Below are 23303 nucleotides of genomic sequence, written 5' to 3'. Positions count from 1 at the left end.
CGAGCGGGAAGGGAAGGAAGGCAAGCCCCCCGGTGTCACACCGGGGGATGGGGAATGGCGGCGATCAGTTCGCGGGTATAGGCATCCTTCGGCGCGTCCAGCACCTGGTCGGACGTGCCCTCCTCCACCACGCGGCCCTGGCGCATGACGATCACCCGGTCGCAGAGCAGCTTCACCACGTGCAGGTCGTGGGAGACGAAGAGATAGCTCATGCCCAGCGTCTGCTTGAGCTCCTCCAGCAGATTGAGCACCACCGCCTGGACGGACACGTCGAGCGCGGCCGTGGGCTCGTCGAGGATCACGAGATCGGGTTTCAGGGCGATGGCGCGGGCAATGCCCACGCGCGCCTTCTGGCCGCCGGAGAGCTGGTGCGGGAAGCGATCCAACAGATCACCGGGGAGGCCGGCCATGGCCGCCAGTTCCTCAACCTTTGCCCGCAATGCCGCTCCGCCAGACATGCCGCCCATGCGCAGCAGGGGATCGGCGATGGCGCGGGCGGCCGTGTAGCGGGGATTGAGGCTTTCGGTCGGGTCCTGGAACACCATCTGGATGCGCCGGCGCATGGGATGGTGGGCAAATTCCCGGGCGGGAACGGCGCCGATATCCTCGCCATCGAAGGTGATGCGCCCGGCAGTGGGGTCGATCAGGCGCATGACGATGGTGGAGGTGGTGGACTTGCCGCAGCCGCTCTCGCCCACGAGGCCGACGCTCTCTCCCTTCTTGACCTCGAAGGAGATGCCGTCCACCGCCTTGAAGATCATCTCCTCGCGCGGCGGCTTTTGGCCCATGAGGCCCTTCAGGAAGGCCACCGGGGCGCCCTGGCGGGGATATTCCTTGATGAGGTTTTCCACCTTGAGAAGGGGCGTGCCGCTGGCGGCCACGGTCGCGGCGGTGGGCGCTGGGGCAGCACCCGCCTCCCCTTCCGGCAGCAGGTCCTTCAGCGTGATGCCCGGGCGAGGCGTCGCCCGCATCAGCTTGCGGGTATAGGGATGCTGGGGCGCGCGGAAGATGCGCTCGGCCGGCGCCGTCTCCACCACCTCGCCCTTCTCCATCACCATCACCGTATCGCAATAGGTGGCGGCAAGGCCCAGATCGTGGGTGATGAGGATGGTGGACATGCCCCGTGCCCGGGTCAGTTCCGTCACCAGGTCCATCACCGCCTTCTGGGTGGTCACGTCGAGACCGGTGGTCGGCTCGTCCGCGATCATGAGCTGCGGCCGGCAAGCGAGCGCGAGCGCAATCACGATGCGCTGGCACATGCCCCCCGACAGCTCGAACGGATAGGCGTGGTAGCGCTCCTCCGGCCGGGCAATGCGCACCTGCTTGAGGATGTCGATGACCTTCTCTTCCACATTGGAGGGCTGCGCCTGGAGATGGTGCAGCAGCACGTCGCCGATCTGGTGGCCCACCTTGCGGATGGGGTTCAGCGCCGCGCGCGGATTCTGGAAGATCATGGACATTTCGCGCCCGCGCAGGTCACGCATCTGGCGCTCGGGGGCGTCCGCAATGTCGATGCCCGAGAAGGTGATGGAGCCCTCCGCGATGCGCCCCGCCCGATCCAGGATGCGCATGACCGTATAGGAGGTGACGGACTTGCCCGAGCCGCTCTCTCCCACGATGCCCAGGGTCTCGCCCTTGGCCACGGTGAGGTTCACGTGCTTGACCGCCTTCACGATGCCCTTCCGGGTGGAGAACTCCACCGTCAGGTCGCGGACTTCCAGCAGCGGCCCCTTGGGGGTCTCCCCCGCGAGCGCCGCGGTGGCAGGATCGATGACGCCATGCATGGTCGCCTCCCTCAGGTGCGGCGCTGGGGATCGACGATGTCGCGCAGACCATCGCCCAGCAGGTTGAAGCAGAAGACGGCGAACATCAGCGCAAGGCCCGGAAACAGGGCGATCCACCATTCGCCGGAAATGATGTAGGTGGCGCCCTCCGCCACCATGATGCCCCACTCCGCCGTGGGCGGACGCACGCCGAGGCCGATGAAGGACAGGCCGGCGGCATTGAGGATGGCGTAGCCCATGGTCAGCGACATCTGCACCATCATGATGGGCATGATGTTGGGCAGGATCTGCGTGAGCATGATCCGCCATTCGCCGTTGCCGGTGAGCCGGGCCGCCTGGACGAAGCCCGCCTGCCGGCGGATCGCCGCCTCGGCGCGGGCGACGCGGGCATAAAGCGGGAAGTTGATGATGGCGGTGGCAATGACGATGTTCGTCACCGTATTGCCCAGCGCCGCCACGATGCCCATGGCCAGCACGAAGAGCGGAAAGGCCATGATGGTGTCGGAGATGCGCCCGACGATGCGGTCGGTCCAGCCGCCGAAGAAGCCTGCCGCGATGCCGGCAATGCCGCCCACCGCGAACACCAGGGCCACCGAGAAGACGGCGATGGCAAGGTCGAGCCGCGTTGCCACCACCACGCGGGAGAAGATGTCCCGGCCCAGTTGGTCGGTGCCGAACCAATGGGCCCAGGACGGGGCCTGAAGGGCGATCTTGGTGTCGCTGGCCAGCGGATCATAGGGCACCACATAGGGGCCGATGAGCGCGGCGAGGATGAGCACCAGCGCCATGCCGAAGGCGAGCCCGGTGACCGGATTGTCCGAGATCACATATTGGGCATGCTTGAGGGTGGCGACGAGCGGGCTCTGGCTGCGGGACGGCCCGGGGGCGTCGGCGGGATTGGCGAGGGTCATGCTTCGCTCCGGGCGCGCGGATCGATGATGCCATAGGCAATGTCGATCACCAGGTTGAGGGCGACGTAGAGGATGGCCATGGCGAGCACGAAGCCCTGCACCGGCGCGTAATCGGAGGTGATGAGCGCTTCCACCGCATAGGAGCCGATGCCCGGCCAGGCGAAAACCTTCTCCACCAGCACATTGGCGCCCAGCAGGAAGGAGAACACCATGCCGAGCGTGGTGATGACCGGCAGCAGGGCGTTCCGGAACGCGTAGACGATGATGACCTTGTAGGGGGTCAGCCCCGCCGCCCGCGCCGTGCGAACAAACTCGGAGGACAGCACGGAGAGCATGGAGGCGCGGGTCATGCGGGCGATGGGCGCCAGCGCGAAGATGGCGAGCGTCAGCGCCGGGATCACAAGCTGTGCCAAGGCGGCGCGAAAGGTCTCGAAGTCGCCGGCGATCAGGCTGTCGAGGACGAAGAAGCCGGTCACATCATTCGGCGCCGTGGCGAAGGCATCGAGCCGCCCCAAGGGCGCGGGCGCCCATCCCAGCTTGAAGTAGAAGACATAAACCAGCAGCAGGCCGGTGAAGAAGACCGGCAGCGAGACGCCCGCCGTGGTGATGACGCGGCAGGCATGGTCAACCCATGACCCCTGCTTCACAGCCGCGGCAATGCCGAAGGGGATGGCGATGGCCAGCGCCAGGATGAGGCCGGATAACGTGAGTTCAGCGGAGGCCGGCAGGCGGGTGGCGATCTCATGGGCGACCGGCTGGCCGGTGGAGAGCGAGGTGCCCAGGTCCCCCTTCGCCAGGGCGCCCACATAATCCATGAATTGTTCGGGCAGCGACTTGTCCAGGCCGAGCTTGGCGCGGATCTCGGCGATGGCCTGCGGCGTGGCGGCGGGGCCTGCAAAATAGGCAGCCGTGTCGCCTGGCAGGACGCGCGTGAGCAGGAACGTGACGATCACCACGCCAATGAGGCTTGGGATCGCGGTGGCGAGGCGACTGGCGATCAGCTTGAGCATGACGGCCTTCTCCTGATGGCGCGCTCGGCGCCTCGGTCCGGTGGCGGATAGGGATGAAGCAAACTTGGCGCCAGGGCGCGCGCCGGGCGCGCCGCCCCGAAAGCAGCCGAGGGGGAGAGACGGAACATCGCGAGCACCCCCGGGGTCGCCCCCGTCCCGCGCGTCCCGCCCCTCCCCGTCTCGGATCAGCTCTTCTGGAAGGTCGCGTAGTTCAGGCGGCGGTGGAACCAGTATTGATAGCCCGACACGTTCTTCTGCATGGCGACGTTCACATAAGGCTGGAACAGCGGGATGCGCGGCACGTCGGCGAAGGCAAGGTCCACCATGCCCTTGATGTCCGCGTCATAGGCCGCCTTGTCGCCATTGGCGGCGGCAGAGCGGGCGCCGTCGATGAAGGCGTCCATGGCCTTGGACTGGTAGCTCATGGTGTTGAACACGGAATTGTTGCCGTGATAGCACCAGAAGAAAAAGTATTCGGGATAGTCCAACCAACCCGAGAAGACGTTGGTGAAGAGCGGCATCACCTTCTTGTTGAGCTCGGTCCGCCAGTTGGCGCCCGGGATCTTGTTGATGGTGGTCTTGATGCCGATCTGGGCGAGGTTTTCCTGGACGAGCACGCAGAGCGGCTCGTTGACGCCGGCAAAGCCGAGGTCGAAGGAAATCTCGGTCTCGAAGCCGTCGGGATAGCCCGCCTCCGCCAGCAGCGCCTTCGCCTTGGCAAGATCGGTGGTGTATTTGGTGGGCTGGGGCCAGGCGACCTGGGTCTGGGTGTCGGCGGGGGCGCCGTACATGGGCTTGGACAGGCCGAACAGCACGGCGTCCATGATCTTCTGGTAGGGCATGGCATAGGCCATGGCCTGGCGCACCTTCACATTGTCGAAGGGCGGCTTGGTGACGTTCATGCCCATATATTGCAGGCCGTTAGAGTACGGCGTCGAGATGATGGTGAGCTTGCCGCTCTCCTTCAGCTCCACGAAATCCTTGTTGGGCAGGTCGTAGGACACGTCCGCATCGCCCCGTTCCAGGAGCGCCCGGCGGTTGCCGGCGGAGGGCACCATGCGCCAGATGATGCGCTTCATCTTGGGCACGCCGCCGACCCACTTGTCATTGCGCTCGAAGATGACTTCGGTGCCGGGGGTCCATTTGGTCACCTTGTAGGGACCGGAGCCAGCGGTGTTCTGCTTGGTATATTCGAGACCCCAGGGGTCCTTCTCGGTGGCGTTCTTCTTCACCAGCTCCGAATTGTAGATGGAGGGCACGATCACCGCGAGATCGGGAATGGTGAGCCGGTCCTTGCGGATGAAGTCGATACGCACGGTGCGGTCGTCCACCACCACGAACTGCTCGGGCTTCTCCAGCGAACCGGCCTTCATCTGGAAGGTCGGGAAGCCACCCACGGAGACGGCGCGGTCCAGCGACCACTTTACATCCTTGGCGGTGATGGGGGTGCCGTCGTGGAAGACGATGTCTTTCTTCAGCTTGAAGGTCACCGACATGTCGCCAAGGATCATCTCTTCGGCGAGCTGGCCCTCGAACTTGTCGCGGTCGTAATAGGGCGTGCCGTTCACGTCCTTCATGGGATGCGTGATCAGGCGATCATAGGTGTTCCAGGCCACCTCATAGCCGGGAACATTGGTGCCGACGCCCTGAATGTCCAGATTGTTGGGCCCGCTTTCCGACACGATCAGCAACGTCTCCGCGCGCCCCTCCGCCTCGGCCGGCGAGAATACCGCCGGCGCGGCCACGGATCCGGTGGCAAGCGCGGTAACGGAGGCGGACTTCATGAACTCACGACGATTCATCGGCTGGTCCCCTTCTGGAAAGGCATGTCCTCCCCATTCAAGCACCGTGCCAATTGCATACGATTTTTTCGTTTTCATTATTTTTCATATACTTATGATACATAGCGCCGCGGTTCAGGGCTGATGCATATCGTGAGAATGACTATTTTTTCATCAAATTTGTGCATATTGCATGCAGATGTGCGTGCGGCTTCAGCCGACGGATTGGGCATCCGCCTGCAGGCCCTGCCCAGGTCGCGCGCGGTTTGCGCGGGGTTTCATGCCCACGATTCAAAAGGGGATGGAAGAAGGCCGGCGCAGAGGCGCCGGAGGATCATGCCGTGGGCGACTCGCCGGTGGGGCCTGCCGTCGCCTTTTCCGCGAGATGAATCGCCATAAGGCGACGGTAGCGCATGGTGGAAATTGGCAGGAGCGCGAGATAGATGAGGCTGCACACGGCCAGCACCAGCCAGGGATAACTGGCCAGCAAGCCCGCAAAAAGCGCAAAGAGCACGAACAGAGGCAGCACCATGTCCTTGCGCACGCGCTTGCCCAGTGTCTTGCCGGACCAAGCGGGCACCTTGGAAATCATCAGTACGCCGATGCCGAGGCAATAAACGAGGGCCACCGGCGCGCTCATGACGCCGTGAGGCAAGCCGATCAGTTCCAGATAGACCGGCAGCAGCACCGTAATGGCCCCCGCCGGGGCCGGAACGCCAGTAAAGAAATCAGCCGCAAAGGCCGGACGGTCCGGATCATCCAGCATCACGTTGAACCGCGCCAGGCGCAGCGCCGCACAGATGGCGAAGATGAGGGCACCGATCCAGCCGATGGAGCCCACCTGATCGAGGCCCCACATATAAAGGATGAGGGCGGGCGCGCAGCCGAAATTCACGAAATCCGCCAGGCTGTCCAATTCGGCGCCGAACTTGGAGGTGCCCTTGAGCGCCCGCGCCAGCCGCCCGTCCACGCCATCCAGGATGGCCGCGAAGACGATGGCGGCGAGCGCCAGCTCCATCCGGCTCTCAATGGCCATGCGCACCGCCGTCAGGCCGGAGCACAAGGCGAGAAGGGTGACGAGGTTCGGCAGAAGCACGCGCAGCGGAATGCGCCCGATACGGCCAAATCGCGGGCCGGGCTCGCCTTCGGGATCGAGCGGCTGGAACGGCGTGCTCATGGCGGTCAGCTCACGCGGTAGGCGGTGTCGCGGGTGGACCCCGCCAGGAGGTCGGCAATCACAGTCTCGCCCGCCGTGGTCAATTGGCCCTCGGCCACCTGCACGCGGGTGCCCACCGGCAGGTAGACGTCCACGCGCGAGCCGAAACGGATGAGGCCGAACCGCTCGCCGGCCCCCATCTCCTCGCCCTCCCGCACGAAGCAGACGATGCGGCGGGCAATCAGGCCGGCAATCTGCACGCAGCCGATGGCGCCGAAGGCGGTACCGAAGATGAGGCCGTTGCGCTCATTGTCTTCGCTGGCCTTGTCGAGATCGGCATTCAGAAAGATGCCCGGCTTGTACGCCACCTTGAGCACGCGCCCCGTCACCGGGGCGCGGTTCACGTGCACATTGAAGACGTTCATGAAAATGGAGACGCGCAGGAGCGGCGTGTCGGAGAGATCCAGCTCCCGCGGGGGAACCGCCAGCGCAATCTGCGAGATGCGCCCATCGGCCGGGGCCACCACCAGCCCCTCCCGGATCGGCGTCATGCGCGGGGGATCGCGGAAGAACAAAGCGGTCCAGATGGCCAGTCCCACGGCGATCATGCCGAAGAAGGTCGACACGGACAGAAGTCCGGCGGCGATCACCACGGCGATGGCGATGAAGGGATAGCCTTCCCGATGGATCGGCACGAGGCTCTTGCGGATCGAATCGACGATGGACACGCAAATCTCCGAATGGCGTGCGCAAATGGCCGCGCGCTGGGCAACAGGTAGTCACCCCCTGCCCCGCCGTCAAATGGCGATGGATCGCAGCCCGCTTCCGGTCAGGCCACGTTCCGGCTTTCGCCCTCCGGATCGTCCTCGAACGGGTGCGAGCGACTGGGCGGGGTGCTGGTGGCGTCGCCACCCGCGGGGGTAGGAGCCGGCGCGCTGCCGGCATCGGCGGCCAGCAGCCGCTCGCGCGCCTCGTCCGCCTCCCGCTGGCGATGCCAGAGCGCGGCATAAAGCCCGTCTCGGGCGAGGAGCTCCGCGTGGCTGCCGCGCTCGGCCACCTGCCCCTTGTCGAGCACCAGGATCTCGTCGGCGCCGACCACAGTGGACAGGCGATGGGCGATCACGATGGTGGTGCGGCCCTGGGACACCTTGTCGAGAGCATCCTGGATCTCGCGCTCGGTATGGCTGTCCAGAGCCGAGGTTGCCTCGTCCAGGATAAGGATCGGCGGCGCCTTGAGGATGGTGCGGGCGATGGCCACACGCTGCTTCTCGCCGCCCGAGAGCTTGAGCCCCCGCTCGCCCACCTCGGTCCGGTAGCCCTTCGGCGTGGCGCTGATGAAGGCGTCGATCTGGGCCAGGCGCGCGGCCTCCTCCACTTCGGCGTCGCTGGCATCCTGCCGGCCATAGCGGATGTTGTAGGCGATGGTGTCGTTGAAGAGGACGGTGTCCTGGGGGACCATGCCGATGGCCGCGCGCAGGCTTTCCTGCGTCACGTCGCGGATATCCTGGCCGTCCACGGTGATGCGGCCGGACGAGACGTCGTAGAAGCGGAACATAAGGCGGGAAATGGTGCTCTTGCCCGCGCCCGACGAGCCGACAATGGCCAGGGTTCGCCCCGCCGGCACCTCGAAGGACACGCCCTTCAGGATCTCGCGGTCCCCTTCATAGGAGAAGCGCACATCCTCGAAGCGGACCGTGCCGCCATGGATGGCAAGCGGCAGGGCGCCGGGCTTGTCCTCCACCTCGGGCTCGCGCACCAGCACGGCGAACATGGCCTCGATGTCCACGATGGCCTGCTTGATCTCGCGATAGATCATGCCAAGGAAGTTCAGGGGCGTGTAAAGCTGGATCATCATGGCATTGACCATGACGAACCCGCCCACGCTCTGGCGTCCGGCGCGCACGTCAAAGGCGGCGAGCACCATGGTGCCTGTCAGCCCCAGGGTGAAGATGAAGGCCTGCCCTGCATTCAGCCACGCGAGCGAAGTGAAGGTGCGCACGGTGGCATTCTCATAGCGCGCCACGGACCGGTCATATCGGGCCGTCTCCCACCGATCGGCGCCGAAATACTTCACCGTCTCGTAATTGAGCAGGCTGTCGACTGCCTTGGTGTTGGCCTCGGTGTCGCTCTCATTCATGTCCCTGCGGATGGAAATGCGCCATTCGCTCGCGACATAGGTGAACCACGTATAGAGCCCCACAGTGGCCGCCACCACAGCCACGTACCGCCAGTCGAAGGCGAACATGAGCACGACGAGCACCAGCACCATCTCCACGATGGTGGGAGCGAGCTGGAGCACCAGCATGCGCACGATGGTCTCGATGGCGTTGCGCGCCCGCTCCAGCACCCGAGTCAGGCCGCCGGTCTTGCGTTCCAGGTGGAAGCGCAGCGACAGGGCATGCATGTGGGCAAACGTTTCCAGCGCCAGGCGTCGCACTGCGTTGAGCGCCACCTTGGCGAAGATGCCGTCGCGCAGCTGCGTCACCCCGGCCATGACGATGCGCGAACCGCCATAGGCCACGGTGAGCACAACGGGCGCCGCCAGCAGCCAGGCGATGTCTGGACCGTCCTTCTGGCCGTCTGGAACGGCGGCGAGCGCGTCGGTCGCCCATTTGAAGAAGAAGGGCACGGCAAGGGTGGCAAACTTCGCCAGGAACAGAAGCGCCAGCGTAATCAGCACACGGGCGCGCAGGTCCGGCCTGCCCTCCGGCCACAGATAGGGCCACAGCGCACGCAGCGTGCCGGCAAGGGTGCCACCGGGCAGCACCAGGGACTTCATGCGCGCAGGCGCGCCGGGCACCGGCGCGGGCGGCCGCGAGGACAGATCAGACATGGACACCTACGGGCGATCGGGCGAGGTGGCGGCCTCAGCAGAAAGGTCGGCCCCGTCGAGGGAAGAGCAAGAGGGCAGAAGACGGGCGAACAGGACATCAAGTTCGGCGCGCAGCCGCGCGATGGCGTCCCGGTCGGCGCAGTAGCAGGAGCGCTGCCCCGCGGGTGCACTCCTTACGAGCCCCGCCTCCAACAGGATCTTTATATGTTGCGAGACGGTGGATTGTGCCAGGGGAAGGCCGGCGACGATCTCCCCGCAGACACACCGATCCCGTTCCGCGAGAGTCGCGAGCACCTTGAGGCGCACCGGATGGGCAAGCGCACGCAGACGCGCCGCAAGCGCATCAAAATCGGCGGACACGTCCTGTGGGAGGGCGGAAGGCGCAGTCATCGTTCATCGTCGATAGACGATGATAATGGCAGCCGCAAGACGGTTCAGCCTCATGCATGCCTGTCATGCTTTCGTCTTCACGATGGCTGATGAAAAGAGGCTTCATGGCTTGCGCTAAAGCCGCGTGAGCCCAGATGACTTCACATGTGGCGCACCACGTGACGCACTGCACAATCCTGCTAAAGTGAGGCCATGGCTCGTATTCAAAGCGTCTGTGTCTATTGCGGAGCCGCTCGCGGCTCGGACCCTATCTTCACCGACGAGGCCCGGCGGCTCGGCGAGGCGATTGCCCGCGACGGGTTGCGCCTCGTCTATGGGGGGGGCGGCATCGGCCTCATGGGGGAAGTCGCCGCCGCGGTGGCCAAGGCCGGCGGCGCCGTCACCGGCATCATCCCGGAATTCCTCATGTCCCGCGAGCGAGCCTTCGGCTATGCGGCCGAAATGATCGTCACCGCTGACATGCATGAGCGCAAGCGCCTCATGTTCGAGCGCGCCGACGCCTTTGTGGCCCTGCCGGGCGGGGTGGGCACGCTGGAGGAACTGGTGGAGCAGCTCACCTGGGCGCAGCTCGGGCGCCACCGCAAGCCGATCCTGATCGCCAACATCGCCGGCTTCTGGGACCCGTTCCTGGCGCTGATCGACCATATGCGCGCGAACGCCTTCATCCACGGCAACAATCCCGTGAAGCTGCTGGTGGCGGAAACGGCGGACGAGATCCTCCCCAAGCTCCAGGCCGCAGTTAAGGACCTGCCGGACGACCTGGAAGGCCCCACGGCCCGGGCCGTGGTGGAGCGGATGTAAGGCCGCCCGACGAGGGTCCCCAAACGCAAACGGGCGGCCGAAGCCGCCCGCCGACCGAACCGGCGCCCTCGCGGGCGCCGGGCTTTTTCCAAGCTCAAGCAGCCATGGCCGCGCTGAGATTCTCGGAGATCTTGTCCAAGAAGCCCGTGGTGGACAGCCACTTCTGGTCAGCCCCGACCAGCAGCGCCAGGTCCTTGGTCATGTAGCCGGCCTCGACGGTGTCGACGCACACCTTCTCCAGCGTGGCGGCGAACTTCGCCAGTTCCGCATTGTCATCCAGCTTCGCGCGGTGGGAGAGACCACGGGTCCAGGCGAAGATGGAGGCGATGGAGTTGGTGGAGGTCTCCTTGCCCTTCTGGTGCTCGCGATAGTGACGGGTCACGGTGCCGTGGGCGGCTTCCGCTTCCACGGTCTTGCCATCGGGGGTCATGAGCACGGAGGTCATGAGGCCAAGCGAGCCGAAGCCCTGGGCCACGATGTCGGACTGCACGTCGCCGTCATAGTTCTTGCAGGCCCAGACATAGCCGCCGGACCACTTGAGGGCCGAGGCCACCATGTCGTCGATCAGGCGGTGCTCGTACCAGATCTTGCGCTTCTCGAACTCTTCCTTGAACTCGGCGTCATACACCTCCTGGAAGATGTCCTTAAAGCGGCCGTCATAGGCCTTCAGGATCGTGTTCTTCGTGGAGAGGTAGACCGGATAGTTCCGGATCAGGCCGTAATTGAGCGAGGCGCGGGCGAAGTCGCGGATCGACTCGTCGAGGTTGTACATGGACAGGGCGACGCCGGCGCCCGGGAAATTGTACACGTCCTTCTCGATCTTGGTGCCGTCCTCACCCACGAAGGTGATGGTCAGCTTGCCCTTGCCGGGCACCTTGAAATCGGTGGCGCGATACTGGTCGCCGAAGGCATGGCGGCCCACCACGATGGGCTGCGTCCAGCCGGGAACGAGGCGCGGCACGTTCTGGCAGATGATGGGCTCGCGGAAGATCACGCCGCCGAGGATGTTGCGGATGGTGCCGTTGGGCGACTTCCACATTTCCTTGAGGTTGAATTCCTTCACGCGGGCTTCGTCCGGCGTGATGGTGGCGCACTTCACGCCAACGCCATGCTTCTTGATGGCCTCGGCAGCGTCGATGGTCACCTGGTCGTTGGTGGCGTCCCGGTTTTCCACCGAGAGGTCGTAATATTCCAGGTCGATATCGAGATAAGGATGGATCAGCTTATCCTTGATGTACTGCCAGATGATCCGGGTCATCTCGTCGCCGTCGAGTTCGACGACCGGATTTGCCACCTTGATCTTCGCCATGTGGACGACCTTTCGGGCGCTCTGAAAGCGCGTAGGGAGTTTTTCGGGAAGCCGGCGCCCCGCGGGCCGTGACGGAAAACGGGGCGCGCATCCCAGCCCGGCCGCTATAGCATCGCTCTGGTCCGAGAAGAAGCGCGTCGCACCTCGACTTGTGGCCATGCCCGGTGCAAGACGGGCCAAAATGGAGGTCACATGGCGGGATCGGGTACGGACAGCTCCAGGGAATGGGTCGAAGGCGGCCCGGTGGTCATCCTGGTTGAACCCCAGCTCGGCGAGAATGTTGGGTCGGCGGCCCGCGCCATGGGCAATTTCGGCCTTTCGCGGCTTCGCCTCGTCAATCCCCGCAATGGCTGGCCGGACGACCGCGCCCGTACCTTCGCCGCTGGCGCCGATCGCATCCTGGATGGCGCGCAGGTCTATCCGGACCTGCGCGCGGCCCTGTCCGGCATCGGCTATGCCTTCGCTGCCACCGCTCGAGAGCGTGGCATGGCAAAGACTGTGATGGGCGCCGATGGGGCTGCCGCCGAATGTCACGCGCGCCTCGCGGCACAAGAGGACGTGGCGCTGGTGTTCGGCCGCGAGCGCACGGGGCTTTATTCGGAAGAGGTGTCGCTGTGCGATGCCATTCTGACGCTGCCCGTCAATCCCGCCTTCGCCTCCTTGAACCTCGCGACCTGTGTCGCCGTCACCGCCTATGAATGGTTCAAGCTGGCGAGCGGCGGCGCCCTGCCCTTCGCCATGCCGGACCGTTCCCCGGTGGCCGAAAAGCAGGACCTGTTTGCCTTCTTCGACCATCTGGAGCGGGAGCTGGAAGAGGCGTCCTTCTTCCGCTCGGCGGACAAGCAACCCTCCACCACCCGCAACATCCGCAACATCTTCCACCGCATCGGCCTGACCAAGCAGGACCTCGCCACGCTGCACGGCATGGTGACTTCCCTGGTGGAAGGCCGCGCCGGCCGTGAGGCCCGCAAGCTCGCCCACAATGCCAAGGCAGAGGCCAAGCGCGGTGAGAAACTTGTTTCGGCACAACAGCTTGCAGAGGACGAAAAGCCCTGAGCGCGGCACGTCATCCACAGGGCAAAGCCTTGTATGACGTTTTTTATGGCGGAGGGGTATCAATCCCCGGGTGAGGTTGCTACATAGACCTCGCCGACGGCCGCTGCGCCGGCTCACTAGTCGGCTCTGACGCGGGGTGGAGCAGCCCGGTAGCTCGTCAGGCTCATAACCTGAAGGTCGCAGGTTCAAATCCTGCCCCCGCAACCAAAAGATCTAATGAAAGAAGGGTCCGGATCGTATCCGGGCCCTTCTTTCATGAAACGCTCCCAACATTGCGCGGGCACCAGCCTACGGCTACTTGGGTTCCGGAACCGCCGGTAAACTGGTCCGCCCAAACGGCTCCGTGGCGCCACTCTGGCGCCAAATCGCCCTCCGCGCTCGCAACATGGCCATTGGGGCGTGCCTGTGCCGGACCAGATCCGCCGACGGGCGGGTGATGCGAACGCGCGTTTCCGCGCCGGCGACCGCGCGAAGGCCATCGCATTGTTCGGTGCGACCATCGGCTTGTGCGATGCATCAGGCATGGGCTGCGAGCGGCTATCAAATTCAGGCTGACGAAGCAGATCGCTCTCTGGTGAGAGCCGCGGTCTTCGATGTGAAAGCCTGTGATCTGCGCGAGGCCGACCGTCAGCTGGTTCTCAAGCCCCTCGTCCGCGTCCAGGCGAGTGAGCCGGAGGCGTAGTGAGAGCGGGGAGCGGGCCGTTCAAGCTCCGGCATTCGAGCCGAGGCCGCGTTGGGATCACTTGCATCGCCAATAGCGGACAGTGGCAGAGGAAAAGACGGCAGCGAGTTCGATCACCCCACCGGCGCATCGCAAAGAATCGCTTGCGGCGCCCCAGCGCCGACCCCGCAGAGCGCGACCAATGAATGCTTGTGTCGGGATTTTGGGTTAGTGAGGGCGGCAATGGGCGTGCGTTCCGTTTCCACTCTCGCGTCGAAAGATCGGACATTCAGGCGTATCGTGGAAAAACTCGAAGACGCACGATGTGAAGTCGCTATTTGAAGTCACCGACATAATGCTGAAAGCTCCACCACTCAGTTTCGCCATCGCCCCTATGATGGACTGGACGGACCGCCATTGCCGGGCCTTTCATCGCACATTGTCGCGGCATGCCCGTCTGTTTACGGAAATGGTCACGGCGCCTGCGATCATTCACGGGGACCGCGAGCGGCTGCTCGGCTTTGCGCCGGAAGAGCACCCGGTGGTGGTGCAGTTGGGTGGGTCGGACCCGGCGCTGCTCGCCCAGGCGGCCGTCATCTGCGCCGACTGGGGCTATGACGAGATCAATCTGAACGTTGGCTGCCCTTCGGATCGGGTCCAGGGCGGCAATTTCGGCGCCTGCCTCATGCGCGAGCCCTTGCTGGTGGGCGAATGCATCGCTGCGATGAAGGCGAAGGTGTCGATCCCGGTCACGGTGAAGTGCAGGATTGGCGTCGACGATCAAGATCCCGAGACCGCCTTGAATGCACTCGCCGACGCGGTCCTCGCCGCCGGCACCGACGCCCTCACCGTGCATGCCCGCAAGGCCTGGCTAAAGGGCCTGTCTCCCAAGGACAATAGGGAAATCCCGCCGCTCGATTATCAGCGCGTGCACCGCCTGAAAGCGCGGCTGCCGCACGTACCGATCCATCTCAATGGCGGGCTGGCGACCATCGCCGATGCCCTCGCCCAAGGTGCCGGGCTCGACGGGGTGATGCTGGGACGGGCCGCCTACCAGAATCCCGACATCCTGCTGGAGGTCGATCCGGCCTTCGCCGGCATGCCCGCGCCCCATGCGGATGCCTTCGCAGCCGTCGAAGCGTTCGAGCCCTATGTGGCCCGGCATCTGGAGCGGGGCGGCCGCCTCCACGACATTACCCGCCACATGCTTGGCTTGTTCTCGGGTCGCCCCGGGGCCCGGGCCTATCGCCGGCATCTGGCGACTCAGGCGATCCAGCCCGGAGCGGGGCTCGACGTTTATCGGGCGGCTGTCGCCCTGGTACGGCGTGGGGGGCGGGAGCGAGCGGCCTGAGCGCGCCCCTCTCTGCGCGCATGGCTCTCCGAACGCCTCGGCCCTGGTGAAGGTGGACAAGGGATGTGGGGGACCGCCATTGTGCGGCCTCCTGTGGCATCTTCCCGCCCTCCGGCGGAACGGATGCCCTCCCCCACCTCATTCCGCTTCGCCGCCTCTGGCCCTTGCGGCCCCCGCCGGCGCGCGAACAGGCCATGTCCGACGGCACCATGCTCGCCAACCTTTCTTCCATCTCCTGGCACGATCTCGGCTTTCTGGCAGTGGCCCTGGCCGCCGGCGGGATCATTACGGGTCTGCTCGCAGGGCTGCTCGGGGTCGGCGGCGGCGCTGTCATCGTGCCGGTCCTCTATGAGGTGTTCGGCTTTCTCGGGGTGGATGAATCGCTGCGCATGCAATTGTGCGTCGGCACGTCGCTGGCGATCATCGTGCCCACCTCCATGCGGTCCCATTCCGCCCACAAGGCCCGGGGCGCCGGGGTGCCGGGGGTGCTTGAGACCTGGCGGGTGCCGGCCATTCTGGGAATCATCGGCGGCAGCGCCATTGCCGGGTTCGCCAACGGCAAGGTGCTACAGATGGCCTTCGTGGTGATCGCCCTCCTCATGGCCACCAAGGCGCTGTCCGGGCGCGCCGACTGGCGGATCGCCGACCAGCTTCCGGGCAAGCCGGCCATGTGGGGCTATGGCTTCTTCATCGGCCTCGCCTCCTCGCTGATCGGCATCAGCGGCGGCGGGCTCTCCACAATGGTGCTCACCCTTTATGGGGTGCCGATCCGTTCGGCGGTGGCCACCTCGGCGGGGATCGGCATGCTCATCCCCATTCCCGGCATCATCGGCTTTGCCATTGCCGGCTGGCCGCATATGGACGAGCTGCCACCGCTGTCCATCGGCTATATCTCGGTGATCGGCTTTTTGTTCATGGCGCCCATCAGTTCTCTGGTGGCCCCCTACGGAGCGCGCATCGCCCATGCCTTGCCGCAGCGTGGGCTTGAGATCGGATTCGGCGTGTTCCTGCTGCTCATGGCCGGACGCTTCCTGATCGCCTCGCTGTGAGCCGAAGGAGGGCTACCACGTGCGGCTGAAACCGGCGGTGATGGAGCGATTGATCTCGCTGCCGGTGTCCGCCAGCGTGGTGGTCAGAACCACCGGCCCAATGAGCGGCTGCCGTGCACTGACCGAGGGCAGCCACGCGCGCTCTGCGCTGTTCAGGCCCGCCGAGAGCGACAGGCGGGTGCCCGTAGCGCCGAGATCCAGATGAACGGACTTGTCGGTGGACCAGGTCTGCGATCCGCTCTCCATGACGAAGGCGTAGGAATCCGAGAAGCCGACTTTCAATTGTGGCGCAAGCTCGATGTCTCGGCTGAAGGCGCTCTCGATCTTGCGCTGATCCTGAAAAGGATCGAGGCGAAGGGTGAGGCTGCTGGCGTCCCAGGGTAGCGCACCGGTCGGCAGGTTGAAGCGCGCCCAGGCGGCGGCATCGGAAGAGCCGAGACTTCCCGGCAGCACCGCCCCTGCCGGCAGCACGCTGCGCTGGGAGGCCAGGGACATGTCGAGCCCAAATTGGGTCCAGTCGAAAGAAGAGAAGTTGCCGGTCACGGCGACGCCGCTGCTGCCGTCGAAATGCTCCGAACGGCTCACGCTGGTCGTGAGCTCCTGGGCGGCCACGATGGGCGCGGGGAACACGAGCAGTCCTGCCAGCAGGCCGTTGAAGGCAAGGATATGGCTTGGAAGAGTGCAGGCGCGCAATGGCATGGGCTCTCCGATAAACGGGTACATACGCGGGGCGCCTCCCTCGCCGAAGCGAAGAGTGCCGTGCCTCGCGCTCCCCCCGGAGCCCCCGACCAAATCAACCGGGAAGACCTTAACGTCCCCTTTCCGCAATGCAACAGGAAGTCCGGTCCGCCCTGTGGAACCCACATGCGCCTCCGGCATGCCTTCGGGTTCGGACGCTCTCGGGGGTGGCTTGTTACAGGACCTCGCCCTCGCTATCCCGTTGAGACCGCTCCGGAGGGGGCAGCGCCAGGGGCGCACCGAGCGCCCCTTCACCAGAAGACCAGAAGCTGATTTCGCGATCGGTCCGCCAGGGCCGATCGGATCGGGCTCAAGGGAGAAGGCCTGATGACGCCGACCACATCGCAGACCGCCGACCCCGTCCACGCCTTGCTGGTGCGCATCGCCGATGCGCTCGACCGCATCGCGCCGCCGCGCATTCCCACACCCGATTTCGAGGTGGCCGACGCCTTCGTCTGGCAGACCGAGCCGCCGCGCTTTTCCCCCGTCCCCCATGTGAACCGCGTGGACATGGACCTGCTCCAGGGCATCGACCGGGTGCGAGACCAATTGGTGGAGAATACCGAGCGCTTCGCCCGCGGGCTGCCGGCCAACAATGCCCTCTTGTGGGGCGCCCGGGGCATGGGCAAGAGCTCGCTCGTGAAGGCATCTCACGCATACATCAACGGCAAGCGCGCGGCGGAAGGCGCCGCCTCTCGCCTGAAGCTGGTAGAGATCCATCGCGAGGACATTGAGAGCCTGCCGATCCTCATGTCGCTGGTGCGGGCTTCGTCACATCGCTTCATCGTCTTTTGCGACGATCTCTCGTTCGATGCCGACGACACCTCATACAAGTCCCTGAAGGCGGTGCTGGAAGGCGGCATCGAGGGCCGGCCGGACAATGTGATCTTCTACGCCACCTCCAACCGCCGCCACCTCCTGCCGCGGGACATGATGGAGAATGAGCGCTCCACCGCCATCAATCCCGGCGAGGCGGTCGAGGAAAAGGTCTCGCTCTCCGATCGCTTCGGGCTTTGGCTGGGCTTCCACAAGTGCAGCCAGGACGAATATCTGGCCATGGTGGCGGGCTATGTGGCCCATCACGGCCTGAACGTGGATGAGGCCACGTGGCGCCCACAGGCGCTCGAATGGGCCACCACGCGCGGCGCACGCTCCGGCCGCACAGCCTGGCAGTTCGTGCAGGACCTCGCCGGCCGCCTCGCTTTGCCACTCAAGGCTGCGGAATAAGCGGTTCGGGAAAAGGTTCAGGAACCACACTTAAGGCATTGATAAAAAAGAAGGCCCGCGAGATCCGCGGGCCTTCTGACGTTCGGGGGCGCGGCCAGAGCCGCCTCGGGGCTGATCAGTTCTTCGTCACCACGCAGTCGCCGCCCTGGGCCCGCAAATTGTTGCAGAGCGAGATGGCATCGTCACGGCTGGCGAAGGGGCCGACCTGGGCCCGGTAATACACGCCCTTGTCGCCGAGGTCCGCCTTGCGGACAGTGGCCTTGTAGTTCCCGAGCAGTTGCGGATAGCGGCCCTGCAGCACCTTCCAGGACCCCAGCGCATCCGCTTCGGATTTCTGGGAGGAGACCTGCACCACATAGCCGCCAGACGCCGTGGCCTGGGGCGGCGTGGCGTTGGCCTGGCCAGCGCTGGCCACCGGTATGCCGGCGCCATTGGTGGGCATGGTGGCCACGGGCGTCGGCGTGGGGAGGCCCGTGGGCGCCGGGTTCTGGGTCGGCGCATAGGCGGTGGGCGCGACGCCGGTCGCGGGGGGCACGGAGACCGGGGAGGCGGAAGCCACCACCGTTCCATCGGCGCGTACTGCGACGGTCCGTACCTTCTTTGGCTCCGTGGCGTTGGCCGGCGCGGCCGCCGGAGCCCCGGCCGCCGGCGGCGCGGCGGCGGCAGCGGCATTCACGTCGACCGGCTGCTCCTCGCGCGGAACCACCTTTTCCTTACCCGGCTGGGCATTGCCCACCCGGTCATAAATCAGCTTCTGGCCATCGCCGCCGGGCGCGCCCTCGGGCGAGGGAGCCGCCACCTTGGTGGGCGTGGAATCGGCCTTGATGACCGGCGCATCGCCACCGGAGGCGCTGACGGTTCCGGAGCCCGAACCGCCCATCCGATAGGCGAAGATCCCGGCCGTCGCAGCAACGCCAAGGCCAATCAGGCAGGCCACTGCGATGAGAGCGGTGCGACCACGGCGCCGACGTGGCTCCTCGTCATACACCTCCTCCCCGTGAGGAGGCATGTAGCCTTCCTCGTCATAAGTCGGGTCGTAGGCGTCATCATACTCGTCATAGGCCTCGTCGCTCTTGGCGCCATAGGCATAGCCGGCAGCCTCGTCCTCACGGGCGGGGGCAGCGCGCCCCTGCGGCGCATAGGCGGGCTGGGCATATTGCGGTTGGCCATAAGCCTCGCCGCCTTGCGCCCCACGCGCAACCGTCGGCTCTGGCGCGTAGGAGGGCGCGGGCGCTTCCGCCGCGCGGCGGGCGGCCAGCGAGCCATATCCCTGACGCACGGCGGTGCGCGGATCTTCAGCCCCGGCATTGGGGTCATACGCCGGGCGCACGATGGTCGGCTCAGGCGCTCGCGGGCGCTGAGTCAAGCCTTCTGTGCCGTAGGGTGCAGGCGCCTGCGGCGGGAGGGTCGCCTCCCGTCCACCATTGGTGCGCCGTCCCGGCTGCCAATCCTCGAACCGACGCTCCACCGGTGGCGAGGCCGGCGCGCGGGTGGGCGCATCGCTTCGGGGGACGCGGAGCCGGGTGGGCGGTTCAGGCTGCGGCGGGGGTGCGCGGGACACCTCCGCAAAGTCGGCGAAAGGATCCTGGTCGCCGATCATGCGGGCCAGTTCGGCGAGAGCATCCTCGGCGTCGCGCACGTTTCCACCAGGCGCCCGCGCGCCTGGCGCGGAGCCGGTCAGATCGTCGCGCCGGGAGCGGAAGCTGCTTTCGTCGCCCATATCGCCTCGAAGGTGTCCGTTGAACCCATGATCGGCGCGCAAAACGTCAGGAGGACGATAACACCACTCCCCGACACCGCCGTCACTTCATTTCTTCGACCGCCTCGACTCCCAGCAATGTCAGACCGGAAGCCAAGACCGCAGCCACGCCATGGACCAATGCCAGCCTGGCGATGGTCAATGCTCGATCATTCTCGATAATGAAGCGTAAATGAGGCAGGTCTTTGCCCCGGTTCCACTGAGCATGGAACTCGCTGGCCAGCTCGTGCAGGTAGAATGCCACGCGATGAGGCTCGCGCGCCACCGCTGCCTGCTCGATGAGACGGGGCCAGAAGGCCAGCTTCATCTGCAGCCCCACCTCGCCCGAATCATCCAGCGCCTTCAGATCCCCGAGCGCATAGGCGCCTCGGCCCTCCGGCAGGTCCGGGAAAGTCTCGCGCGCATTGCGCAGGATCGAATGGGCCCGGGCATGGGCATATTGCACGTAGAAAACCGGATTTTCCCGCGACTGCTCGATCACTTTGGCCAGATCGAAGTCGAGCGGCGCGTCATTCTTGCGGAACAGCATCATGAAGCGCACCGCGTCACGGCCCACCTCGTCCACCACCTCGCGCAGCGTCACGAAGGAGCCGGCCCGCTTCGACATGCGCACGGGCTCGCCATTGCGATAGAGCCGCACCAGCTGGCACAGTTCGATGTCCAAGGTGGCCTGGCCGGCGGAGACGGCCTTCACCGCCGCCTGCATGCGCTTCACATAGCCGCCATGGTCGGCGCCCCACACGTCGATCATCCGGCGGAAGCCGCGATCGAACTTGTCCTTGTGGTAGGCGATATCCCCGGCGAAATAGGTGTAGCTGCCGTCGGACTTCACCAGCGGCCGGTCCACGTCGTCGCCGAAGTCGGTGGAGCGGAAGAGAACCTGCTCGCGATCTTCCCAATCCTCGATGGGCGCGCCCTTGGGAGGAGCAAGACGCCCCTCATAGACCTCGCCCGTGCGGCGCAGCTGCTCGATGGTCAAGCCCACCCGGTCCGTGCCGGTGGTCAAGGAGCGCTCCGAGAAGAAGACGTCGAAGGAAATGCCCAGCGCCGCCAGGTCGTCGCGGATCATCACCATCATCGCGCCGATGGCGAAGCTGCGGAAAATGGGCAGCCATTCGCTTTCCGGCGATTCCAGATATTCGGGTCCGTGGATGCGCGCCATTTCCTGGCCCACCGGCACCAGATAGTCACCGGGATAAAGCCCGTCGGGGATCTCGGCGACCTGCCCCGTGACGGCCTCGCGATAGCGCAGATAGGCCGAGCGGGCGAGCACGTCGACCTGGGCACCCGCATCGTTGATGTAATATTCCCGGGTAACCTTGAAGCCGGCAAAAGCGAGCAGCGCGGCCAGCGCATCACCGAACACCGCGCCCCGGCAATGGCCCACATGCATGGGGCCGGTGGGGTTGGCGGAGACATATTCCACATTCATCGGCTCGCCCGCTCCGAACTGGGACCGGCCGAAATCGCCGTCCGCACGCAGGAGTGCCGCCAGCACCTGGGACCAATAGCCCGGCACCAGGGTGAGATTGATGAAGCCCGGTCCGGCCACGTCCACCTTGGCGACGCCGGTCACCGCCTCCAGCCGCCCTGCAATGAGCACCGCCAGATCGCGCGGCTTCATGCGCGCATCCTTGGCGAGCACCATGGCCGCATTGGTGGCGAGGTCACCATTGGCGGCATCGCGCGGGGGCTCCACCACCACACGCGTCAGGTCGAGCCCTTCGGGCACGACGCCTTCCCGGGCCAGATCGGCGAGGACGACCCGCACGTGATCGGCGAAGATGGCATAAACGTTCATGAGTGCTTCCAGCGCGATGAGGGCAGCGGCGCCTAACGCAAATCCGGCGTCAAGTCAAAGAAACGGGCATGCTGGTCGAGCGCATAGCGGTCGGTCATGCCAGCGATATAATCGGCCACGCGGCGGGTCAGGCGCGGGGTATCGGAGGGATCGAGGTCCTGCGCCCAGCCTTGGGGCATGTCCCCCGGATGGGCCACGAAATGCCCGAACAGGTCGCGGATCACGCCTTGGGCATCCTGCATCACGGTCTCGACGCGCCGATGGCGATACATGTGCGGAATGAGGAAGGCCTTGATGGCCTCCTCGTCCCGCCGCATACGGGCGCTGAAGCCGACGATGGGCCGGCCGAGGTCGCGCACCGCCGCCACGTCAGACAGTTCTTCCACCTCGGCTCGCGCCTCGCTCTCCTGCACCACATCCTCGATGAAGCGGGTGATGACGCGCCGCATCACCTCATGGGCGGTGCGATTGCGATCGAGCCCCACCCAGCGGGTGCGCACCTCCTGGAGCGCCTCCCCCACCACCGGCAGGCCGGCGAGGTCGTCCAGCGAGAACAGGCCGGCCCTCAGCCCGTCGTCTATGTCATGCACGTCATAGGCGATGTCGTCGGAAATCGCCGCCACTTGGGCCTCCGGCCCGGCATGGCTCCACAATTCCAGGTCCTGGAAGGCGGAATAGGTGGCAATGGCATGGGGCAGGCCAGCCGCATAGCGGCCAATGCCCCGGCCCTGCCGGTCAGTGAGCGGACCATTGTGCTTGGCGATGCCTTCCAGGCTCTCCCAGGTCAGGTTGAGGCCGTCAAAGGCCGCATAGCGGCGCTCCAGGCGCGTCACCACGCGCAGCGACTGGGCATTGTGGTCGAAGCCGCCATGGGCCTGCAGACATGCATTGAGCGCCCGCTCGCCAGCATGGGCGAAGGGCGGATGGCCGAGATCGTGAGCGAGCGCCAGGGCTTCCGCCAGATCCTCGTCCAGCCCCAGAGCGCGCGCGATGGACCGGGCCACCTGCGCCACCTCAATGGTGTGGGTGAGGCGCGTGCGGTAATGGTCGCCTTCGTGATAGATGAAGACCTGCGTCTTGTGCTTCAGCCGCCGGAACGCGGTAGAATGGATGATGCGGTCGCAATCGCGGCGGAAGGGGCTGCGCGAATCGTCGGTCTCGGTCTGAAGGCGTCCCCGGCTGGTGCCCGCATGGCTCGCCCAGGCCACCCGGGGCCTGCCGCCTGAAACCGCCATGCCTGCGCCCCTCTTTAACTCTTCGGCGGGCGCACTTAACTATCTAGGAGGTTCAGGATCAACCGTCCTGTCGTCCCTTTTCGCGCAAGGATCGCCCCAGTGGATACCGCCACCTCGTCCGTCATCGTCACCGACAGCGCGGCCCGTCGCATCAGCGAGATTCTCGCCGGCGAGGCCCCCTCCTCCGCCTTGCGGGTCTCGGTGGAGGGCGGGGGATGCTCCGGCTTCCAGTACAAGTTCGATGTGACCGCCGAACGGGCCGCCGATGACGTGGTGATCGAGAAGGACGGTGCCACCATTCTCGTGGACCCGGTTTCCCTCGACTATCTCTCCGGATCGCGCATCGATTTCGTGGACGACCTGATCGGCGCGTCCTTCCGCATCGACAATCCCCACGCCACCGCCTCCTGCGGTTGCGGCACCAGCTTCTCGCTTTGAGTTAAGCCCGGGC

19 protein-coding genes and 1 tRNA gene are annotated in these 23303 nt (G+C 65.7%); 7 read left to right on the top strand and 13 right to left on the bottom strand.

The window, feature by feature from the left end:
- Positions 1-35 precede the first annotated feature (35 nt).
- The 8 genes from J5J86_RS12275 to J5J86_RS12240 all read right to left on the bottom strand — a co-directional run bounded on the left by J5J86_RS12275 (position 36) and on the right by J5J86_RS12240 (position 9865).
- A complete protein-coding gene (locus tag J5J86_RS12275; protein ID WP_209098287.1) occupies positions 36-1784 on the bottom strand; it encodes a dipeptide ABC transporter ATP-binding protein in 1749 nt (582 codons plus the stop codon).
- An 11-nt stretch (positions 1785-1795) separates the two neighbouring features.
- The gene (locus tag J5J86_RS12270; RefSeq protein WP_209098285.1) at positions 1796-2695 is read right to left on the bottom strand and encodes an ABC transporter permease; all 900 of its coding nucleotides are present in this window, start codon (positions 2693-2695) and stop codon (positions 1796-1798) included.
- Positions 2692-3705: an ABC transporter permease gene (locus tag J5J86_RS12265; RefSeq protein WP_209098283.1), complete on the bottom strand. Its 1014-nt coding sequence runs from the start codon at positions 3703-3705 to the stop codon at positions 2692-2694. The genes J5J86_RS12270 and J5J86_RS12265 overlap by 4 nt, the downstream gene beginning before the upstream one ends.
- A 185-nt stretch (positions 3706-3890) precedes the next feature.
- The gene (locus J5J86_RS12260; RefSeq protein ID WP_209098281.1) at positions 3891-5507 is read right to left on the bottom strand and encodes an ABC transporter substrate-binding protein; all 1617 of its coding nucleotides are present in this window, start codon (positions 5505-5507) and stop codon (positions 3891-3893) included.
- A gap of 313 nt (positions 5508-5820) precedes the next feature.
- Positions 5821-6663 (bottom strand): CDP-diacylglycerol--serine O-phosphatidyltransferase, encoded by an 843-nt coding sequence (pssA, locus tag J5J86_RS12255; protein ID WP_209098279.1) that lies wholly within the window; start codon positions 6661-6663, stop codon positions 5821-5823.
- A 5-nt stretch (positions 6664-6668) separates the two neighbouring features.
- Positions 6669-7370 (bottom strand): phosphatidylserine decarboxylase, encoded by a 702-nt coding sequence (locus J5J86_RS12250; RefSeq protein ID WP_209098277.1) that lies wholly within the window; start codon positions 7368-7370, stop codon positions 6669-6671.
- 101 nt (positions 7371-7471) lie between these two features.
- Positions 7472-9475, bottom strand: coding sequence for an ABCB family ABC transporter ATP-binding protein/permease (locus tag J5J86_RS12245; RefSeq protein ID WP_446698614.1), 2004 nt, complete (start codon positions 9473-9475; stop codon positions 7472-7474).
- Positions 9476-9481: 6 nt separating this feature from the next.
- Positions 9482-9865: an ArsR/SmtB family transcription factor gene (locus tag J5J86_RS12240; RefSeq protein WP_209098276.1), complete on the bottom strand. Its 384-nt coding sequence runs from the start codon at positions 9863-9865 to the stop codon at positions 9482-9484.
- Positions 9866-10057: 192 nt separating this feature from the next.
- On the opposite strand from J5J86_RS12240, the gene J5J86_RS12235 reads away from it, so the two are divergent.
- Positions 10058-10666 (top strand): LOG family protein, encoded by a 609-nt coding sequence (locus J5J86_RS12235; protein ID WP_209098275.1) that lies wholly within the window; start codon positions 10058-10060, stop codon positions 10664-10666.
- Between the two features lie 94 nt (positions 10667-10760).
- On the opposite strand, the gene J5J86_RS12230 is transcribed toward J5J86_RS12235, so the two are convergent.
- On the bottom strand, positions 10761-11975 hold the full coding sequence (locus tag J5J86_RS12230; protein ID WP_209098274.1) for an NADP-dependent isocitrate dehydrogenase: 1215 nt from the start codon (positions 11973-11975) through the stop codon (positions 10761-10763).
- Between the two features lie 192 nt (positions 11976-12167).
- Here J5J86_RS12230 and J5J86_RS12225 point away from each other — a divergent pair, with 192 nt between their 5' ends.
- The 4 genes from J5J86_RS12225 to J5J86_RS12210 all read left to right on the top strand — a co-directional run bounded on the left by J5J86_RS12225 (position 12168) and on the right by J5J86_RS12210 (position 16092).
- Positions 12168-13031 (top strand): RNA methyltransferase, encoded by an 864-nt coding sequence (locus J5J86_RS12225; RefSeq protein WP_209098273.1) that lies wholly within the window; start codon positions 12168-12170, stop codon positions 13029-13031.
- A gap of 130 nt (positions 13032-13161) precedes the next feature.
- A tRNA-Met gene (locus J5J86_RS12220) sits at positions 13162-13238 on the top strand.
- 848 nt (positions 13239-14086) lie between these two features.
- The gene (dusA, locus tag J5J86_RS12215) at positions 14087-15043 is read left to right on the top strand and encodes a tRNA dihydrouridine(20/20a) synthase DusA (protein WP_247658509.1); all 957 of its coding nucleotides are present in this window, start codon (positions 14087-14089) and stop codon (positions 15041-15043) included.
- Between the two features lie 194 nt (positions 15044-15237).
- Positions 15238-16092 (top strand): sulfite exporter TauE/SafE family protein, encoded by an 855-nt coding sequence (locus J5J86_RS12210; protein ID WP_247657565.1) that lies wholly within the window; start codon positions 15238-15240, stop codon positions 16090-16092.
- A gap of 12 nt (positions 16093-16104) precedes the next feature.
- Here the strand turns inward: J5J86_RS12210 and J5J86_RS12205 are convergent, their stop codons facing one another.
- On the bottom strand, positions 16105-16791 hold the full coding sequence (locus tag J5J86_RS12205) for a hypothetical protein (RefSeq protein WP_209098272.1): 687 nt from the start codon (positions 16789-16791) through the stop codon (positions 16105-16107).
- Between the two features lie 366 nt (positions 16792-17157).
- Between J5J86_RS12205 and J5J86_RS12200 the strand changes: the two genes are divergently transcribed.
- Positions 17158-18057, top strand: a complete 900-nt coding sequence (locus J5J86_RS12200) for an ATP-binding protein (RefSeq protein WP_209098271.1) — start codon at positions 17158-17160, stop codon at positions 18055-18057.
- A 115-nt stretch (positions 18058-18172) separates the two neighbouring features.
- Here the strand turns inward: J5J86_RS12200 and J5J86_RS12195 are convergent, their stop codons facing one another.
- The 3 genes from J5J86_RS12195 to J5J86_RS12185 form a co-directional block, all read right to left on the bottom strand.
- Complete coding sequence (locus J5J86_RS12195) at positions 18173-19777, bottom strand: SPOR domain-containing protein (protein WP_209098270.1); 1605 nt, start codon at positions 19775-19777, stop codon at positions 18173-18175.
- A gap of 82 nt (positions 19778-19859) precedes the next feature.
- On the bottom strand, positions 19860-21617 hold the full coding sequence (argS, locus tag J5J86_RS12190; protein WP_209098269.1) for an arginine--tRNA ligase: 1758 nt from the start codon (positions 21615-21617) through the stop codon (positions 19860-19862).
- A gap of 32 nt (positions 21618-21649) precedes the next feature.
- Positions 21650-22852 (bottom strand): deoxyguanosinetriphosphate triphosphohydrolase, encoded by a 1203-nt coding sequence (locus J5J86_RS12185; protein WP_209098268.1) that lies wholly within the window; start codon positions 22850-22852, stop codon positions 21650-21652.
- A gap of 99 nt (positions 22853-22951) precedes the next feature.
- Here J5J86_RS12185 and erpA point away from each other — a divergent pair, with 99 nt between their 5' ends.
- Positions 22952-23290, top strand: coding sequence for an iron-sulfur cluster insertion protein ErpA (gene erpA, locus J5J86_RS12180; RefSeq protein WP_209098267.1), 339 nt, complete (start codon positions 22952-22954; stop codon positions 23288-23290).
- The last annotated feature ends 13 nt before the right edge of the window (positions 23291-23303 follow it).

Source organism: Aquabacter sp. L1I39, from assembly GCF_017742835.1.
Lineage (GTDB): Bacteria > Pseudomonadota > Alphaproteobacteria > Rhizobiales > Xanthobacteraceae > L1I39.
The sequence above is the reverse complement of the archived record's forward strand: the minus strand, read 5'-3'. Positions and strand labels throughout refer to the sequence as shown.

What these genes read in the sequence shown, in the direction of transcription:
- J5J86_RS12275 (WP_209098287.1), bottom strand. Translation starts at nt 1,784, where the DNA reads ATGCATGGCGTCATCGATCCTGCCACCGCGGCGCTCGCGGGGGAGACC.
- J5J86_RS12270 (WP_209098285.1), bottom strand. Translation starts at nt 2,695, where the DNA reads ATGACCCTCGCCAATCCCGCCGACGCCCCCGGGCCGTCCCGCAGCCAG.
- J5J86_RS12265 (WP_209098283.1), bottom strand. Translation starts at nt 3,705, where the DNA reads ATGCTCAAGCTGATCGCCAGTCGCCTCGCCACCGCGATCCCAAGCCTC.
- J5J86_RS12260 (WP_209098281.1), bottom strand. Translation starts at nt 5,507, where the DNA reads ATGAATCGTCGTGAGTTCATGAAGTCCGCCTCCGTTACCGCGCTTGCC.
- pssA (WP_209098279.1), bottom strand. Translation starts at nt 6,663, where the DNA reads ATGAGCACGCCGTTCCAGCCGCTCGATCCCGAAGGCGAGCCCGGCCCG.
- J5J86_RS12245 (WP_446698614.1), bottom strand. Translation starts at nt 9,475, where the DNA reads ATGTCTGATCTGTCCTCGCGGCCGCCCGCGCCGGTGCCCGGCGCGCCT.
- J5J86_RS12240 (WP_209098276.1), bottom strand. Translation starts at nt 9,865, where the DNA reads ATGACTGCGCCTTCCGCCCTCCCACAGGACGTGTCCGCCGATTTTGAT.
- J5J86_RS12235 (WP_209098275.1), top strand. Translation starts at nt 10,058, where the DNA reads ATGGCTCGTATTCAAAGCGTCTGTGTCTATTGCGGAGCCGCTCGCGGC.
- J5J86_RS12230 (WP_209098274.1), bottom strand. Translation starts at nt 11,975, where the DNA reads ATGGCGAAGATCAAGGTGGCAAATCCGGTCGTCGAACTCGACGGCGAC.
- J5J86_RS12225 (WP_209098273.1), top strand. Translation starts at nt 12,168, where the DNA reads ATGGCGGGATCGGGTACGGACAGCTCCAGGGAATGGGTCGAAGGCGGC.
- dusA (WP_247658509.1), top strand. Translation starts at nt 14,087, where the DNA reads ATGATGGACTGGACGGACCGCCATTGCCGGGCCTTTCATCGCACATTG.
- J5J86_RS12210 (WP_247657565.1), top strand. Translation starts at nt 15,238, where the DNA reads ATGTCCGACGGCACCATGCTCGCCAACCTTTCTTCCATCTCCTGGCAC.
- J5J86_RS12205 (WP_209098272.1), bottom strand. Translation starts at nt 16,791, where the DNA reads ATGCCATTGCGCGCCTGCACTCTTCCAAGCCATATCCTTGCCTTCAAC.
- J5J86_RS12200 (WP_209098271.1), top strand. Translation starts at nt 17,158, where the DNA reads ATGACGCCGACCACATCGCAGACCGCCGACCCCGTCCACGCCTTGCTG.
- J5J86_RS12195 (WP_209098270.1), bottom strand. Translation starts at nt 19,777, where the DNA reads ATGGGCGACGAAAGCAGCTTCCGCTCCCGGCGCGACGATCTGACCGGC.
- argS (WP_209098269.1), bottom strand. Translation starts at nt 21,617, where the DNA reads ATGAACGTTTATGCCATCTTCGCCGATCACGTGCGGGTCGTCCTCGCC.
- J5J86_RS12185 (WP_209098268.1), bottom strand. Translation starts at nt 22,852, where the DNA reads ATGGCGGTTTCAGGCGGCAGGCCCCGGGTGGCCTGGGCGAGCCATGCG.